17 protein-coding genes are annotated in these 15,620 nt (G+C 40.6%); 2 read left to right on the top strand and 15 right to left on the bottom strand.

Annotation, left to right across the window (positions count from 1 at the left end; translation table 11 throughout):
• Positions 1 to 4 precede the first annotated feature (4 nt).
• From ACZ42E_RS02410 to sigK, 14 genes are all read right to left on the bottom strand, one after another.
• Positions 5 to 532 (bottom strand): DUF2179 domain-containing protein, encoded by a 528-nt coding sequence (locus ACZ42E_RS02410; RefSeq protein ID WP_464892865.1) that lies wholly within the window; start codon positions 530 to 532, stop codon positions 5 to 7.
• Entirely contained in the window at positions 529 to 984 is a 456-nt protein-coding gene (locus tag ACZ42E_RS02405) for a pilus assembly FimT family protein (RefSeq protein ID WP_464892864.1), read from the bottom strand. Before ACZ42E_RS02405 ends, ACZ42E_RS02410 begins: the two co-directional genes overlap by 4 nt.
• On the bottom strand, positions 965 to 1,831 hold the full coding sequence (locus ACZ42E_RS02400) for a shikimate dehydrogenase (RefSeq protein WP_464892863.1): 867 nt from the start codon (positions 1,829 to 1,831) through the stop codon (positions 965 to 967). Before ACZ42E_RS02400 ends, ACZ42E_RS02405 begins: the two co-directional genes overlap by 20 nt.
• Before the next feature lie 141 nt (positions 1,832 to 1,972).
• A complete protein-coding gene (locus ACZ42E_RS02395) occupies positions 1,973 to 2,473 on the bottom strand; it encodes a YqeG family HAD IIIA-type phosphatase (RefSeq protein WP_464892862.1) in 501 nt (166 codons plus the stop codon).
• A 16-nt stretch (positions 2,474 to 2,489) separates the two neighbouring features.
• On the bottom strand, positions 2,490 to 3,503 hold the full coding sequence (locus tag ACZ42E_RS02390) for a galactose-1-phosphate uridylyltransferase (RefSeq protein WP_464892861.1): 1,014 nt from the start codon (positions 3,501 to 3,503) through the stop codon (positions 2,490 to 2,492).
• A gap of 122 nt (positions 3,504 to 3,625) precedes the next feature.
• Complete coding sequence (locus ACZ42E_RS02385) at positions 3,626 to 3,763, bottom strand: hypothetical protein (protein ID WP_464892860.1); 138 nt, start codon at positions 3,761 to 3,763, stop codon at positions 3,626 to 3,628.
• Positions 3,764 to 3,843: 80 nt separating this feature from the next.
• On the bottom strand, positions 3,844 to 5,931 hold the full coding sequence (gene feoB / locus ACZ42E_RS02380) for a ferrous iron transport protein B (RefSeq protein WP_464892859.1): 2,088 nt from the start codon (positions 5,929 to 5,931) through the stop codon (positions 3,844 to 3,846).
• Positions 5,924 to 6,166 (bottom strand): FeoA family protein, encoded by a 243-nt coding sequence (locus ACZ42E_RS02375; RefSeq protein ID WP_464892858.1) that lies wholly within the window; start codon positions 6,164 to 6,166, stop codon positions 5,924 to 5,926. The genes feoB and ACZ42E_RS02375 overlap by 8 nt, the downstream gene beginning before the upstream one ends.
• A 14-nt stretch (positions 6,167 to 6,180) precedes the next feature.
• Positions 6,181 to 6,330, bottom strand: coding sequence for a FeoB-associated Cys-rich membrane protein (locus ACZ42E_RS02370; RefSeq protein WP_464893461.1), 150 nt, complete (start codon positions 6,328 to 6,330; stop codon positions 6,181 to 6,183).
• Between the two features lie 261 nt (positions 6,331 to 6,591).
• Positions 6,592 to 7,941 (bottom strand): UbiD family decarboxylase, encoded by a 1,350-nt coding sequence (locus ACZ42E_RS02365; protein ID WP_464892857.1) that lies wholly within the window; start codon positions 7,939 to 7,941, stop codon positions 6,592 to 6,594.
• Positions 7,942 to 8,042: 101 nt separating this feature from the next.
• Positions 8,043 to 8,627 carry a cysteine hydrolase family protein gene (locus tag ACZ42E_RS02360; protein ID WP_464892856.1) on the bottom strand — a complete coding sequence of 195 codons (585 nt, stop codon included), beginning with the start codon at positions 8,625 to 8,627 and terminating at the stop codon, positions 8,043 to 8,045.
• 22 nt (positions 8,628 to 8,649) lie between these two features.
• Positions 8,650 to 10,077 (bottom strand): allantoinase AllB, encoded by a 1,428-nt coding sequence (gene allB, locus ACZ42E_RS02355; protein ID WP_464892855.1) that lies wholly within the window; start codon positions 10,075 to 10,077, stop codon positions 8,650 to 8,652.
• A 261-nt stretch (positions 10,078 to 10,338) separates the two neighbouring features.
• The gene (locus tag ACZ42E_RS02350) at positions 10,339 to 11,706 is read right to left on the bottom strand and encodes a sigma-54 dependent transcriptional regulator (RefSeq protein ID WP_464892854.1); all 1,368 of its coding nucleotides are present in this window, start codon (positions 11,704 to 11,706) and stop codon (positions 10,339 to 10,341) included.
• A 341-nt stretch (positions 11,707 to 12,047) separates the two neighbouring features.
• Complete coding sequence (sigK, locus tag ACZ42E_RS02345; RefSeq protein WP_464892853.1) at positions 12,048 to 12,746, bottom strand: RNA polymerase sporulation sigma factor SigK; 699 nt, start codon at positions 12,744 to 12,746, stop codon at positions 12,048 to 12,050.
• 168 nt (positions 12,747 to 12,914) lie between these two features.
• Here sigK and ACZ42E_RS02340 point away from each other — a divergent pair, with 168 nt between their 5' ends.
• On the top strand, positions 12,915 to 13,274 hold the full coding sequence (locus ACZ42E_RS02340) for a hypothetical protein (RefSeq protein WP_464892852.1): 360 nt from the start codon (positions 12,915 to 12,917) through the stop codon (positions 13,272 to 13,274).
• Positions 13,275 to 13,348: 74 nt separating this feature from the next.
• On the opposite strand, the gene ACZ42E_RS02335 is transcribed toward ACZ42E_RS02340, so the two are convergent.
• Positions 13,349 to 14,695 (bottom strand): acetyl-CoA hydrolase/transferase family protein, encoded by a 1,347-nt coding sequence (locus ACZ42E_RS02335; protein ID WP_464892851.1) that lies wholly within the window; start codon positions 14,693 to 14,695, stop codon positions 13,349 to 13,351.
• 450 nt (positions 14,696 to 15,145) lie between these two features.
• On the opposite strand from ACZ42E_RS02335, the gene ACZ42E_RS02330 reads away from it, so the two are divergent.
• Positions 15,146 to 15,586, top strand: a complete 441-nt coding sequence (locus ACZ42E_RS02330) for a MarR family winged helix-turn-helix transcriptional regulator (RefSeq protein ID WP_464892850.1) — start codon at positions 15,146 to 15,148, stop codon at positions 15,584 to 15,586.
• Positions 15,587 to 15,620 lie beyond the last annotated feature (34 nt).

Here is a 15,620-nt window from a genome sequence, read left to right as displayed (position 1 = left end):
CCCCCTATTTTTTCTTTAGGTATCCCCCTTTAAACTTTTTAGGCTCCATAAAAACAATAAAAGCATCAGGATCTTTCTCATAAATCTTGTCGGTTAAAGCATTGGCCAAATTACGCTTTACAAAGATATTTAATACCATTTTACATCCTTCTCTTCCGGTAGCTTCCCAGCAGGTTACCGGATAGCCTTCATCCCGGAGTTCCTCAGCAATATTGGCATGTTCCCGGTCAATTACTACCTGGATTCCCCGGTATCCCAGAGCCAGCTTTTCCTCAATCATAGATCCTACCAGTATTCCCAGGGAAAATCCGCTGCAAAACACCAGAAGCTTAACCGGATTATGCAGGGAACCTACTACCATACCTAAAGCAAGAGTATATACCATAATTTCAAAAAAGCCAATTATAGCAGCGGGAATTTTATCTCCACGAATAACAAATATCATGCGTATAGTTCCTAAAGAAACATCAATTATGCGTGCAAAAAAAATAAACAAAAGCTCTAAAACCACATTAATCTCTCCATTCTTCACCAATTATCCGGCGGGGTATAAGACACTCTCACCCTCCCGGTAACCGGACTTACCACCACATAACATTTAAAACCGGAACTGCTTACAAAAGTTGCTGTACCTCCATTAGGTGCTCCATTGGGAGAAAAAACACAGGCTGGTTTGCCGGTTATAGTATTAAAATTAACTCCTATTTTTATGCCTGGTTTTAAATCATGCCATCCACCTTTGTGGTCTTTATACCTGTCAGCCAGGGGATAAAAAAATACACTTCTTGTCTCTCCAGACATTATAGCATCCTGCCTGGCTTCGCGCAAAATCCAGGCCAATTTTCTGGCTTCCGCTTCCAGAACATTTCTTTCCTGGAATTTTCCCAGTTTAGGAACAGATAACAAAAACAAAATTGATATAACTGCCAGCAAACAAAGAAGTTCCAGCAGGGTAAATCCCTGGTCAAAACTCTTTCCCTTCAAGCGCATCCCCTACCACTTTTTTCATCAAACCCAGGGGGGGATTTATCCCGGTAAGTATTTTAAGGGTTAACGCACCCTGATGTACAAACATGCCCAACCCATTAATTGTTTTATGCCCTTTTGCTTCTGCCTTTTTTAAAAATAAAGTCTTTAAAGGATTATAAACAATATCGCAAACTACGGCATGCGAAGGCAAACATTCCAGATTCTCCACCGGGGACGCTTTAATCTGGGGATACATCCCCACCGGGCTGCAGTTTATTACTATATCAGCATCACAGGCTTTCTCATCAAAAACCTTCTGGCTCATCATGCCGGCATCTGTTTTTATCCCGGTCTTTTCCCCTATAAAGCCTGCTAATTCCCCAGCTTTATCCGGATTCAAATCTAAAAAGCAGATTTCTTCAAAACCTGATCTGGCCATAGTATAAGAAATAGCCCGTGCTGCTCCTCCTGCCCCTATTAACAGAGCCTTGCCCGTCAGGTTAACCTTTTCCTCGTTCAGCGATTCCAAAAAACCCTGTCCATCTGTATTATAGCCTGTAAGCCTTCCTTCCTCATTTTTTACGAGGTTAACTGCCATACAGGCTCTCGCTTCCTCAGACAAATCATCCAGATAGCCTATTATTTCTTCCTTGAAAGGTATAGTAACATTAATCCCCAAAAGATTAAGGCTTTTTACCGCATTTACCGCTTCTTTCAAATTATGGGGAAAGATTTCAAAAGGCAGATATATATAGGGAAGATTTAAACTTCTAAAAACCGCATTGTGCATAAGGGGAGATAAAGTATGTTTTAAAGGATAGCCATAAAGGCCTATAACTCGGGTATGTGCTGTTACTGACATAAAATTGGCCCCCATATCGAGCATTATAAAGGCGAATGTCTTAGAACATCCGCCCTGTACTCAAATTATGGCATTTTATATGGTAAAATTCAACCTTATAACCATTGTTAAGCAAAAATATTAAAAATTATCCTAAATTTTTTAAAGCAGCTCTTTCTTCAGCCGGCGTATAATAAAATACTCAAAAAACCGGGAAACTTTGGTACCGATAAATTCACGCCTGGCTATAGGCACAACCAGCACGGTATCTAAACCGGCCCGGTTGCCTCCCCATATATCAGTAAAAATTTGATCTCCTACTACCACCGCTTCTTCCGGCGCCACCTGAAGCAGCGAAAGTGCCTTATAAAAGGCGCCTCGCCTCGGCTTTCCGGCCTTGCATACATAAGGTATTCCCAAACTTTTTGCCACTTTCAAAACCCTTTGTTCACTGTTGTTAGAAACCAGACAAACCTTGAATCCTTGCTCCTTCACATCTATAAACCAGCTGGCAACATCTTCGGCAACCTGGCTGCTGTTCCATTCGGTGATAGTATTATCAAGGTCCAAAATAAATGCCTTTTTTCCCATCTCCTTAAATTGTCTTAAGGGTATATCCCGCAAAGAAGGAACATAAAGCTTGGGATAAAGCTTTTTAAGCATACCTCTTCTTACCTCTTTAAAAAATTATTTTCTTCTCATACTTTTCCTCAAATATCCTGGCTGCAATTTCAGGAGCTACCGGATTCATATAAATGCCGGTAGTAATCTCTACCCCGGAGCTTATAAGCAAGCGGGGTATGATTTCCACATACCAGTGATATCCAGAAACATCTTCTCCATTAACAGGAGCTGAAATGATAATGATATTATATGAAGGATCATTGAGATATGCAACTATCACCTGCAAAAAGGCATGCAAAACTACAGCCAAGCTCTCCAATTCTTTATCACTTATTTCCCCAAAATGCGGGGTATGCCGCCGGGGAACAATCCACGTTTCATAAGGGAAACGCGAAGCATAAGGGCATACTATTATAAAATCATCATCTTCTTTTACAATTCTTTTGCCTTCTCTTCTTTCTCCTTCCAGAACATCACACAGAAGACATCTCCTGTTTCTTTCATAATAGTCTTTAATCCCTTTCTGGCTGTTCGGCACCATAGGCAGAGCTAAAATCTGGCTGTGGCTGTGCTCTAGAGAAGCTCCCGCAAAAATACCCCGATTTTTGTATATCTGTATATATTTTACCCTTTCATCCCTGGCCAATACATTATACCTTTCTTTAAGCATCTGCAGGACAGTTCTTATTTTTTCCACTGAAAAATGATGAAATTCCACCCCATGTTCCGGAGTTTCAATTATAACCTCATGTTGTCCCAATCCGTTACAGCTCTGGTATATCCCAGCTTCAATCATCTTAAGCTCACCCTCCAGCTTAAAACCGGAGTACTTGTTGGTAATCGTCCTTATAAGCCAGCCCGGTGTATCAGGCAGCGAACCATTTTCCCTTATAGCAGCCAGCTCAGAAGTAGTATAAGCTTCATTCCCTTCACAGAAAGGGCAAAAATGGCTATTCCCACCGATTTTAACCCCATTTTTATTTACAGGGAAATCCCGGGGCTTAAGCGCAGTATCAGTAGCAATAAGCACCCAGTTTCCCCTTACCAAATCCTGCCTTAATTCCGGCATTTAACTCCCCACCCCAAATTTTTTATACATACCATTTTCCCATTAATATCTTAGTATTATTATAGCTAAATAAAAATGTTATTTTTCTAATTTTATTGGGAAAACCGGATTTTATCCATAATCTATTTCCCTCTTCCCATCCGATCATTCCCCAAAATAATCTTTTTAATCTCCTCTCTTTCCAATTCTTTTACCTTATCAGAATTATAAACCAGCCTGCTTAGCACATATACCAATTTTTTGCCGCCTATTATGGCCATACATTTCCTCCTTCCATAAACATATAACAAAAAGCTGAGAATAAAATCCCAGCTTTCTATAGCAACTATTTTTAAAATTTTTAGCCTATTCCTATCCCTAAAAACCTTCCCCCCTGATACACTGCAAAACAAACCAGCCAGGCCAGCAAAACTGTATAAAATACAGTAAACAGCGGCCATTTCCAGCTGCCGGTTTCTTTCCTGATAACAGCCAGGGTTGCCATACACGGAACATAAAGCAGGGTAAAAAGCATAAGCACATAGGCAGTAAGCGGAGTAAATCCAGACTGTTCTCGCGCCCGCTCAGCAAAGCCTTTTATTGCTGCATCTTTTCCTTCTTCCAGAGCTTCTATATCACCCAGGCTGTAAATAGTGCCCAGGGTGCTTACCACCACTTCCTTGGCTGCAAAACCTGCCACCAGAGCAATACCTGTCCTCCAGTCAAAGCCAATTGGCTTTAAAACTGGCTCTATAACCTGTCCTATCTGGCCGGCATAACTGTGCATAAGCTGCTTTGAAGCATCACCCCATTCCCTGCCATATGGATCAGTGGCCGGAAAAGTCAGCAAAGCCCACATGATTATTGATATAGCAAGGATTACCGTTCCCGCTTTTTTCAGATACAGCCAGGCCCTCTCCCACATATGGACAAGGACACTTTTAAGGGTAGGCAGCCTGTAAATGGGAAGCTCCATGACAAAAGGCTCTGACTCGCCCTTAAAAAGGAAAGTTCTAAAAATCTTGGCCATAAGCAATGCCAGTATAATACCTATAAGATAAACAGAAAACAGGATATTTCCAGCCGCCCGGGCAGGGAAAAAAGCGGCAATAAGCAGGGTATAAACCGGAAGCCTGGCCCCACAGCTCATAAGGGGGGTTATTAAAATCGTAACCAGCCTGTCTTTCGGATTTTCCAAAGTACGGGTGGCCATGATAGCCGGTATATTACAGCCAAATCCGGTAAGCATAGGCACAAATGACTTGCCATGCAGCCCTACCCTGTGCATTATCTTATCCATAACAAAAGCAGCCCTTGCCATGTAGCCAGTTCCTTCCAGAAAGGCTATTCCCACAAATAAGAGCATTATATTGGGCAAAAATACAATAACCCCTCCTACCCCCGCTACAATTCCATCAACGACCAGCGATTTTAATATCCCATCCTGCATATGAAGGCTTATATATTCCCCCAGCCAGTTAAAACCAGCTTCTATCCACTCCATAGGAAGAGCTCCCAGGGTAAAGGTAAACTGGAACAAAAGCCACATAATCCCTAGAAATATAGGAATTCCCAAAATCCGGTTCAACAGAATTTTATCCACTGCTTCCGTAAAAGAAAATCTATCAATCCCTTTTTCCTTTACAGCTTCCCGGCAGGCTCCCCGGATAAACGCATAGCGGCCTTCTACAATAAGCATTTCCGGATCATCATTTAGCATTTTTTCAATCCGCTTTTTGCTTTCTTCTGTCTGCTTTAATATTTCCTGGCTGCTTATTTTTTCTTTAAGCCTTTTTAAAACTTCCTGGTCTCCTTCCAGAAGCTTAATAGCTGTCCAGCGGAGAGGATAAGACAAATTGGCTGCCTTTTCTGACAAAATTTTTACCAAAATCTCTATTTCTTTTTCTATTTCATCATTAAACCTGTGCATCCGTTCTGGAGGCACATCCTTATTTTCCAGCACTTCAACTGCTGCTTCAAGAAGATCGTTTATTCCTTCTCCCCGTGCCCCCACAGTACGAACAATACGCGCTCCCAGAAGGCTGCTTAAAAGGGGATAATCTATTTCTATCCCGGAAGCCTCCGCTACATCAGCCATATTCATAGCGATAAGCAGGGGTACTTCCAGCTCCTTTATCTGCAGGGTTAAATACAGATGGCGCTCCAGGTTGGAGGCATCAACTATATTCACTACCAGATCAGGTTTCTCTTCTATGATGACATCCCTGGCTACCACTTCATCAGGGGAATAGGCAGTAAGGCTGTAAGTACCAGGCAAATCTATAACCTTTATTTCATAACCTCTGTAATCTACATATCCTTCCTTTTTTTCCACTGTAACCCCGGGATAATTGCCTACATGCTGACGAGCCCCGGTTAAACTGTTAAAAATGGTAGTCTTGCCTGAATTGGGGTTTCCCGCCAAAGCCATGGTAAACTTCCTAGGCAAAGCTCTCATCCCCCTCCAGGATCACATTTTCTGCCTCTTCCAGGCGTAGAGAAAGATGGTAGCCCTTGATTTTAACTTCAACAGGATCTCCCAGCGGGGCATACCTTTCCATTTCCACCTCTACCCCTGGTACCAGCCCCATATCCATAATCCTTCGCCTCACAGCCCCTCTCCCTCCCACCTTCAGCACTTTTGCCTTTTCGCCCGGAAGCAAATCCTTCAAAGTTTTGGGCATAAAAATCCCTCCTCCTATCTATCCTCTTCCCTTTTTTTAATCTCCGCAAAATCACAACTGCTGCACTTATTTGAACATTCCGGGCACCCAGGATTTTTTACTATCCTGAAAACCCTTCTTAACAAAAACAGCAAAGCCAGCAAAATCAGCAGCGCCACCAGCACATTTTCCAAATCACTCACCTCCAGGCAAACTTTTTTTAACAAGGGATAAAAATAATTTTCATATGTATTCAGTTTGATTATGATAATCATTATCAATTTAATGATAACAATTATCATAAATTTATACAATATGTAAAAACCAAAAACATAAAAAAATGGCGAGGGTCTTCTCAAAAGGAAGCCTCCTCGCAATAACAGTGAAAAAGTGACGGATAAGAGATATTTATGAGTTAAGTGCTGTCACAGCACCTTAACTCCAGGCTATTTTTTAATATATTCATCCAGGTTTATGGTATCAATGCCCGGAATATAAATGCGGGCAAACTGCTCCCGGTATTTCAAGGGATAAGTAGCATCTATACCCATTTTGGCACTTACGCCCCTTATGTTGTTAGAAGGTTCCAGGGGACATCCTCTGGCTTCACTTATAATAACTACATCCTGGTCGGCCTGTACCCGGCTGGAAATAGCCCATTCCACATCAGCAGGATCAAATATGTCAACATCATCATTTACCACTACTACGTGTTTCATATCCTTATTGCTGGACAAAGCGGCGATAATCGCTGTTTTCCCTTCTCCTTCGAATTGTTTGTTTATAGATATTATACCATGGAAGCGTCCACTGCCGGCAACCGTAATATGAACATCTTTTACCCCCGGTACCACCTGTTTTACGGTATTATAGAGCACAACTTCCCGGTTAAGCGCACTGGGCAGCTTGTGTTCAGCAGTACCCGGGCCTATAACCTGGAACCAGGGATTTTTGCGGTGGGTAATCTTACTTATTTTCAATATCGGCTGTTCAGAAGCAGGGCCATAATAGCCAGCCAATTCTCCAAAAGGCCCTTCGGTTTTGCGAACATTGGCCAGCATTTTACCTTCAATTACTATTTCAGCATAGGCAGGAACCACAACATCAATAGTTTTGCATTTTACTACCGGTACTGCCTCACCAGCTAAAGCTCCCGCCACCGCCATCTTATCTCCCCTGTAAAGATAGCTGTTTATCTGGCTGGCCAGAATTAACAGGGGGTGTACGCCAATAACCACTGCCATTTCCAGATCTTTCCCCTGTTTCTCGGCTTCAGCATAACGGTTCCACAAACCAGGTGATTCAATAAGAACTGATAAAGTTCCGTCATCATTCACCTGCATGCGGCGCACCGACATGTGCATATTGCCGGTTTCTTCTTCTTTTACAAATACCAGAGCGGCAGTCAAGAAATGTCCGGAATCTTTTTCGCTAAATTTGGGAGCTGGTATAAAATCCAAAAGATCGGCAGGGGGATCTATTTCAACTTCCTGACAGGGAGCCCTGTCAACAACCTGCCAGGGAATAGGATTGTCCATAGCCTTTTGTATTTTTTCACGAATCAGGTTAATACTGGTTCCAAAGTAATCAGCCCAATCCTGCCGATTGCCTGTAAGCCCGCTTATAGCAGGCATATCATACCCTTTGATCTTTTCAAAAAAAACTCCCGTTTCGCCGTTTATCTTTTTCAGCACAGCTGCCATTTCATGGACAATGCTCACTTCTTTCCCTATAGTAATAAGCCTTCCCTTTTGCTCAAGAACCTTCTTATATTCGCGCAAATCAAATTTGCTCATCGGAAAACTCCTTCCTCATGCTAGCTTTATTATTATTCTTTAAAAATGCCCTGTACCTTATTCAGCACAGGGCATTTTTCTTTAGATTATTATTTCGTTAATTACTCAGCATCTGCAAATTTGCCATTCTGTCTGCCATATTTGGACATGTATTCATCAAGGGTAATTACTTCAGCAAACAGAGACATATCTCTCAAACCTGCTTCATGCATTTCCTGAGTTGCAGAAGCGTTGCAGTCGCTGATAACAATAACCTTATAGCATCTGTAAAGTGCATCAGAAGCAGTAGAACGGCAGCATACATTAGTCCATACACCAGTGATAACTACAGTGTCACAGCCTTCTTCTCTGAGATAAAGGTCTAAGTCAGTATAGGCGAAAGCACTGTGTCTGCGTTTCTGTACAATGTAGTCGCCTTTTTCTTCATCCGGATAAAGCTCAGGAATGAAGTCAGAACCCCAGGTTCCTTTAACAGCATGTACAGGACGTACCTTGAAGTCTGCATCATCCTTACGGTGAGCTTCCTGCACGAAAACAACATTAATGCCGTTTTCATGAGCAAATTTAACTAATTTCTGCAGATTGGGAACGATTTTTTCCCCGTCCGGACATCTTAAAGGTGCATTGGGCCCAATGAAGTCATTGAGCATGTCGATGATTACAATACAATGTCTGTCTTTAGCCATTAAAAATCCTCCTCCTTACCGATTAAAATGTTATTTTTCTATCTAATTTGCTTATGGTCTGGCGTTTTACAAATTCGCCATAACCAGGTTCGCCTACAATACCTTTAGCTTCATCATAAACAACTTTACCGCGTACAACTGTCTTTACAACTTTACCTTTCAGTTTCATGCCATGCAGCGGTGTATATTTAGCTTTGCTGTACTGTTTTTCCTGATCGATTACCCATTCTTTGTTGAGGTCAATAATGGTAAAGTCAGCATCAGAACCAATTTCCATAGCACCTTTCTTGGGATATAAGCCATAATGAATTGCTGCATTGCGGCTTAATATTTCAACCAGTCTGGAAAGACTGATACGGCCTTTATTATAGCCTTCACTTACAATTAAGGGCACCATAGTTTCAACTCCAGGTATTCCCGGGAAAGCAGTCCAGATGGTCATTCCTTCGGCTGCCTTTTCTGTGGGAATTTCATAAGGAGCATGGTCAGTAGCTATAAAATCAACACTGCCGTTTTTCAAGCCTTCCCAGAGCAGCTCATTATCTTCTCTGCTTCTTAAAGGCGGCGCAATCTTGGCAAAAGCACCGTATTTGCTCATGGCTTCTTTATAATCCAATACCAGGTAATGAGGACAGGTTTCAGAAGTTACATCAAGGCCTCTCTTTTTAGCTTCTCCTACCAGTATTGCCCCTTCTCCCAGAGCCATATGCACAATGTGCAGACGGGCTCCCGTTGCTTCAGCAAAACTTATGCCAAGCTGAATGGCAACTTTCTCAGCGAGCGGCATACGAGCTTCTGACCAGGCCGGTCCATCCATGCGCCCTTCTTTCTGGAATTTCTGCACATAGAAATCACACATAGCATAATTTTCAGCATGAATTCCAATTGGAAGACCGGTTTCTGCTACTGCTTTAAAACATTCAAGCATTTCCGGATCTGTTACCCTGGGATAGGAAGGAACAGAAGGAGTCATGTAAACCTTGAAGGCAACTACTCCTGCATCAGCCTGTTCTCTTACAATCTTGTAGTGCACTTCATTGCGGACATCTTCTCCGGTGACTCCACCCCAGAGACCAAAGTCAATTATGGCCTGTGGTTTGATAGCGTTGAGCTTGTTTTCCATTTCTGCCACACCGCGTACAGAAGGAACACTGCAGCAAGGCATATCGATTATAGTAGTCAAACCACCAGCAGCTGCAGCTTTACACCCATCCAGGAAAGTTTCGCGATGGGTAAAGCCAGGATCCATAAAATGGGTATGGGAATCAATACATCCCGGCAATACCATGTTACCTTCTGCGTCAATTACATTTACCCCTTCCAGCATATGGGGCTCAATGTCTCCGTTTACAATACCTGCAATCACTCCGTCCTTAACCAAAATAGCAGCAGGTACCAGACGGTCGCCCTGAGGTATCATGGCATTTTTGACCACCGTATCAAACTTCATTTGTTAAGCATCTCCTTCCTTTTATTTTTCCAGGTCGAAACTCTACATTTTTTGCTGATATGAGCTAATTCAAAGGGGCAGATTCCAGAATAATCAAAGGCATATTGTATTCACTATATTTTATTAGCAAAAAGCATGCCAACTCTAAAAGTCCTGTATATAGCATTTTTATCTATGACCACAAAAAAAGAAACTGAGTAATTTTTTCCGCGCGGGAAACAATTGCTCAGTTTCATCTGGGCCTTAGAAATTATGACCTCTCTACTGTTCAAAATACACCTTGAGCTTATTGCGCAAGGTACGGTCGGTTATACCCAGAACTTCCGCCGCTCTTGTTTTATTATCATTGTAGTAGCGCAAAGTAGACAGTATAATTCTCTTCTCGGCTTCTTCCAGGGTTTCTCCTACATAAACCGGCACCAGAGAAGATCCGTTATCACCCTTTACTGTTCTGCTATTGGCTTTTACCAGGTTTTTAGGCAAATCAGTAAGCTTTATCTGCCTTCCTTCACTTAATATAACCAGCCTTTGTATAATATTTTGCAGTTCGCGGATATTGCCAGGCCAATCATAGCTTTCGAGAACTTCCAATGCTTTGCCGTCTATCCCCTCAATAGGTATAGAAAATTTTTCCGAATATCTATTTAGAAAATATTTAACCAAAAGGGGTATATCTTCTTTCCTTTCACGCAAGGGGGGCAGGTGTATATTTATTACATTCAGCCGGAAAAGGAGGTCTTCTCTAAACAAGCCTTCTTCGGTCATTTTTTCCAGGTCACGATTCGTTGCTGCTATTATACGCACATCAACCTTTATAGAAGTCCCTGACCCGATCGGTTCCACTTTAAAATCTTCCAGCACTCTGAGGAGCTTGGCCTGCAGTGATAGTTCCAGCTCTCCTATCTCATCCAGGAACAAAGTCCCTCCATTGGCCAGCTCGAACTTCCCTTTTCTCGCCTGATAGGCTCCCGTAAAAGCACCTTTGGCATGTCCAAAAAGTTCAGATTCCATAAGATTAGCTGGTATAGCCCCGCAGTTTACCACTTCAAAAGGCCCATTACGTCTTTTTCCTCCAAAATGCAGGGCATGGGCAACCAGTTCTTTTCCGGTTCCGCTTTCCCCCGTAATTATGACATTAGTATCAGTATCTTTAACCTTATTAATAAGGGCCAGCACACGCCTTATCGCTGCTGATTTGCCTACTATACCAAAAGGGGCATTTTCTGAAGGTTCCATGCGGAAAGTATCTCTTCTTATCTCCATTTTTTCATCGACCAGTTTTAACCCCTGCTCTATATCTGGCGGATCCCCAACCCAGTAGTAAAAAGCACCTGTTTGGGCAATGCGTACCATCGCCTGAACATCGCGGTAAGCTACTGCAAATACTACAGAAATATTTTCATCAGCAGCTAAAATATCCTGCAGCAGATTTATCTGGTATTCATAGCCCTGTCTTTCATCATCCAGATAAAGCAAAACCAGATCAAAATGAGCATGTTTTAGTATGCTTACCACATCTTCCGGCTTGTCCACTGTAGTTACACTATATTTAGTTTTCAGCCCTTCCACAAAATCTCTGGTGCCTTTAGCATGAGGATTTCCGCAGAACAAAATTTTTTCATCCTTCATGGTATACTGCCCCCTATTTATAATTAGCTCATATTTAATTTGCCCCGAAAACAAAGCTATCTTTCATCACTTGATAATTTAAATTTATGACTTAACTTTTTATGATTAATATTTTAATTTCGCAATAAATCAACATTTCAAAAAATGTAATTATAAATTATTATTTACTAATAATTCCTTAACAAAAAATTAACTTAACAAATTCATCCTGATTCATTTATAATTTTATCTTAAATGTCTTAAATATCAGCCTATATGCTGAATAATAATATTTTCTGTCTACCATAATAAAAAATTATAAGAGCCCCAAAGCTCCTATATGCTTAAGGATCTCTTTTTTATCAAACCTTTATCTCCAATTCCTTTACCAATTTTTTTAAAGCTTTCTTTTCTATACGCGAAACATAGGAACGAGAAATTCCTAATTTTTTGGCAATCTCTCTCTGGGTTTCCTTGATTCCGCTTAAAAGCCCATAACGCATTTCTATTACCTGTCTCTCCCTTGGAGAAAGTACCCACAGTTTTCCTATTATCTTGTCTTCCTGCATCCTGGCATCTACTATATCAATTATTTCATTGTCATTGGTAAGCACATCCATAAGCGATATTTCATTGCCTTCTTTATCATAGCCTATAGGATCATAAATGTATACTTCCTGTTTATTCTTTTTTATATTGCGCAAATGCATCAAGACTTCGTTTTCAATGCACCTTGCTGCATAAGTTGCCAGACGAACCCCTTTATCTTCGTCAAAAGTATTTATCGCCTTTATAAGACCAATAGTCCCTATAGAAATAAGATCCTCCATATCTTCTCCGCTATTTTCATATTTTCTCACCACATGAGCTACCAGCCTTAAATTATGTTCAATCAACCTGTTGCGTGCTTCTTCATCACCTTTTTTGAAACACTGCAGGTAATTTTTTTCCTCCTCCTCACTCAATGGCTGGGGAAAAACCTGGTTGGTAAGGTAGCCAAAAAGCAAAATACCGCCTTTTATCAAAGCCAGTACTGCCAAAACAAAACCCAGAGCACTCATAATTCCACCTCCATAAATAGTACCGCTTTATACTATATGAAGGTGAATTACAAATTGTGACTTTTGTTGACAGGTAAATATTGGTCTTTTTTCTAATAACAAAATAATTCTTAACAACCAGGTAATCCGTAATATATAATAAACAAAAACTAAAAAGGGGTATAACCGTTGAAAAAGCAGAAGGATGTATTCTTTAATATAATAAAAGCATCGGTTAAAAATATAATCTTTTTTACCCTGGTTACCGCTGTTATAGCCTATTTAGCCTCTATCCCTGCACTTAAAAACATCGCCCTCCTTGTTGCGGGCCTTGTAACATTCATTATTTTTATAACTTTAAGCAGCTTTATTTATTTCATCTACTATACAATAACTACCTATTCTTCCATTCGCCAGAATAATCCGGAACAAAGCTTCTACCAGCTGTACGGCTACACCCTGGCCGGTTTTATCTTCCGGCTGTTAGAAGTATTTGTATATATTTACATACTTATTTTCCTTTACAACCTGTTTTTAGGTAATAAATAACAAAAACCCCCTAAATTTTTATTTAAGCAAAAATAAGGCAGCTTACATTTTTTACCTGCAAGCCGCCTTATTTTTTAATTTATCTTATTAGTCCTTGTCCATATATTCATCTCTTCAGCTGCTTTTACAAGTTCATCCCGGAAATCAGGATGAGCTATGCTGATAAGGGCTTCTGCCCTTTCCCAGGTCGACTTCCCTTTTAGCTGTACTATTCCGTATTCAGTCACCACATAATGTACTATAGAGCGGGGCACAGTAACAATAGAGCCAGGAGAAAGGGTAGGCCTTATCCGGGAATGAACCACCCCATTTTTGTCAGTATAGGTTGAGTTAAGGCATATAAACCCTTTCCCTCCCCGGGAAGCAAAAGCCCCGAAAATAAAATCAAGCTGCCCACCGGTACCTGAAATATGACGGGTACCCGAACTTTCCGAACACACCTGGCTGAAAAGATCGATTTCCACCGCGCTGTTTATAGCTACCACCTTGTCATTAAGGGCGATTATGCGCGGGTCATTAGTATAGTTAACCGGATAAATGGCACACATAGGATTGTTGTCTAAAAAGCTGTACAGTTTGGAAGTCCCCATAGCAAAAGTATAAACCATTTTATATTTATCGATATTTTTGCGCGCCCCGGTAAGCCTTCCGGCATTATACATGTCAACAAAAGAATCTACCAGCATCTCTGTATGTACGCCCAAATCCTTTAAATCGCTCTTGGCAATTTTTTCTCCTATAACATTTGGAAGGCCTCCAATTCCCAGCTGCAGGGTAGCGCCATCTTCAATTTCTTTCATTATATATTCAGCTATAATATAATCTTTTTCTGTAGGTTTGGCCGGCGGCAGCTCGAATAAAGGCGAGTTTTTTCCTTCTACTATGTAATCAACCTGTGATATGTGGATAGATTCACTGTTGCCCCCCAGACAAATAGGAACTGAATTGTTTACTTCTACAATAATTTTTTTGGCTTTAGTCAAATAGGCTGGAGTAACGGAATTAGAGGTCCCTAAATTAAAAAATCCCTTGGGATCAACAGGCGCCACCATCACAAAAGCATAGTCCACTTCGTCATATTTTTTTACTATACGAGGTCCTTGATGATAGCTTATAGGAATATAATTGCAGAGACCTTTATCATGCAAACTGCGGGAAACCCGGCTGAAATGCCAATCTTCCATAATAACATGGTTGCGTTCCGGATCCAGCTCAACTATTTTGGGGACTTTCGTATAGCTGACACTTCTTATCCTTAAGTTTTCCAGTTCATCTATCCTTTTGGCCAGTGCTTCATCCAAAGTCTCAGGAAACATGGCAAATTCACTGTACCATATCCTATCTCCCGATTTAACCATAGCCGCAGCTTGATCTGCCGTTATAAGCTTTTGCTTGTACTGCCACTTTACAATATCGCTCATGACAACAATCTCCTTTCATAATTGATTAAAAACAAAAACCTTTATTTATACGGATTGAATATTTGCCTTTTTATCTTTATAATTTAAAAATAAAAATTAATGACAAAAAATAATTGTTATATTTGCCCTTGCCATATATTTTGTTGTATTATTGAAAAGGTAATAAAATTTATGTGCGTATATCACCTCCATTCTAAATTACGATATGTATATTTATTTTTAAATTTATCCGATTCGTAATTTGTTGTTATAAATTATATCTTAGTTTGTTAACAAATGCTATACCTGAACTGATAATTTAACCTTAAATAGTGCAAAAAGCAGCAGCCAAATAACCGTAAAATTGAGGCATTCTCTGCCTTCACCCTGCTCAATCTTGACAAATAAATCTCATTTTGCGCATTATTAATAAGTGTTTAATTTAATAAATCTTTTAAGGAAGGGGTATATATGGAAGACTTCACAACTTTTGTCTGCTACCAGCTAAAAGCTACCATGAAAAAAGTAGAAAAATACATCACTCAGGAAATGAGCCAATTCGGTCTTAATATGGCCCAATCATTTATCCTGTTTACCCTGCTGGAAAAAGACGGATCAACCCTTACCGAAATCGGCAACCGCGCACAAATTGAAAATTCTTCTCTTACTACCATGGTAGATAAACTGGAAAAAGAAGGCCTGGTAGAAAGAAGGCTGTATGCCCAGGACAGACGGGTAGTAAAACTTTATATAACAGAGAAGGGCAGAGAACTGGGAGAAAAGATACTGGCAGAAGGAAGTAAATTTAACAAATATCTTAGGAATAACATGCCGGGAGATGTAGAAGAATTTTTTAAAAACCTTGCCTCCATTGCAGAAAGCATAGACCGCTTAAATGAAGAAAAAAAATAAACCAGGTAGAAGTTAGTTCTTCTGCCTGGTTTAT

Source organism: Thermosyntropha tengcongensis, assembly GCF_055381335.1.
Note: the sequence above shows the minus strand (reverse complement) of the source record. Positions and strands in the feature narration are given on the sequence as shown.

Coding starts and splice junctions, on each gene's coding strand:
- ACZ42E_RS02395 (WP_464892862.1), bottom strand. CDS start 2,473: ATGCTTAAAAAGCTTTATCCCAAGCTTTATGTTCCTTCTTTGCGGGAT.
- ACZ42E_RS02400 (WP_464892863.1), bottom strand. CDS start 1,831: ATGTCAGTAACAGCACATACCCGAGTTATAGGCCTTTATGGCTATCCT.
- ACZ42E_RS02365 (WP_464892857.1), bottom strand. CDS start 7,941: ATGAGCAAATTTGATTTGCGCGAATATAAGAAGGTTCTTGAGCAAAAG.
- sigK (WP_464892853.1), bottom strand. CDS start 12,746: ATGAGTGCTCTGGGTTTTGTTTTGGCAGTACTGGCTTTGATAAAAGGC.
- allB (WP_464892855.1), bottom strand. CDS start 10,077: ATGAAGTTTGATACGGTGGTCAAAAATGCCATGATACCTCAGGGCGAC.
- ACZ42E_RS02335 (WP_464892851.1), bottom strand. CDS start 14,695: ATGAGCGATATTGTAAAGTGGCAGTACAAGCAAAAGCTTATAACGGCA.
- ACZ42E_RS02360 (WP_464892856.1), bottom strand. CDS start 8,627: ATGGCTAAAGACAGACATTGTATTGTAATCATCGACATGCTCAATGAC.
- ACZ42E_RS02330 (WP_464892850.1), top strand. CDS start 15,146: ATGGAAGACTTCACAACTTTTGTCTGCTACCAGCTAAAAGCTACCATG.
- ACZ42E_RS02350 (WP_464892854.1), bottom strand. CDS start 11,706: ATGAAGGATGAAAAAATTTTGTTCTGCGGAAATCCTCATGCTAAAGGC.
- ACZ42E_RS02375 (WP_464892858.1), bottom strand. CDS start 6,166: ATGCCCAAAACTTTGAAGGATTTGCTTCCGGGCGAAAAGGCAAAAGTG.
- ACZ42E_RS02385 (WP_464892860.1), bottom strand. CDS start 3,763: ATGGCCATAATAGGCGGCAAAAAATTGGTATATGTGCTAAGCAGGCTG.
- ACZ42E_RS02390 (WP_464892861.1), bottom strand. CDS start 3,503: ATGCCGGAATTAAGGCAGGATTTGGTAAGGGGAAACTGGGTGCTTATT.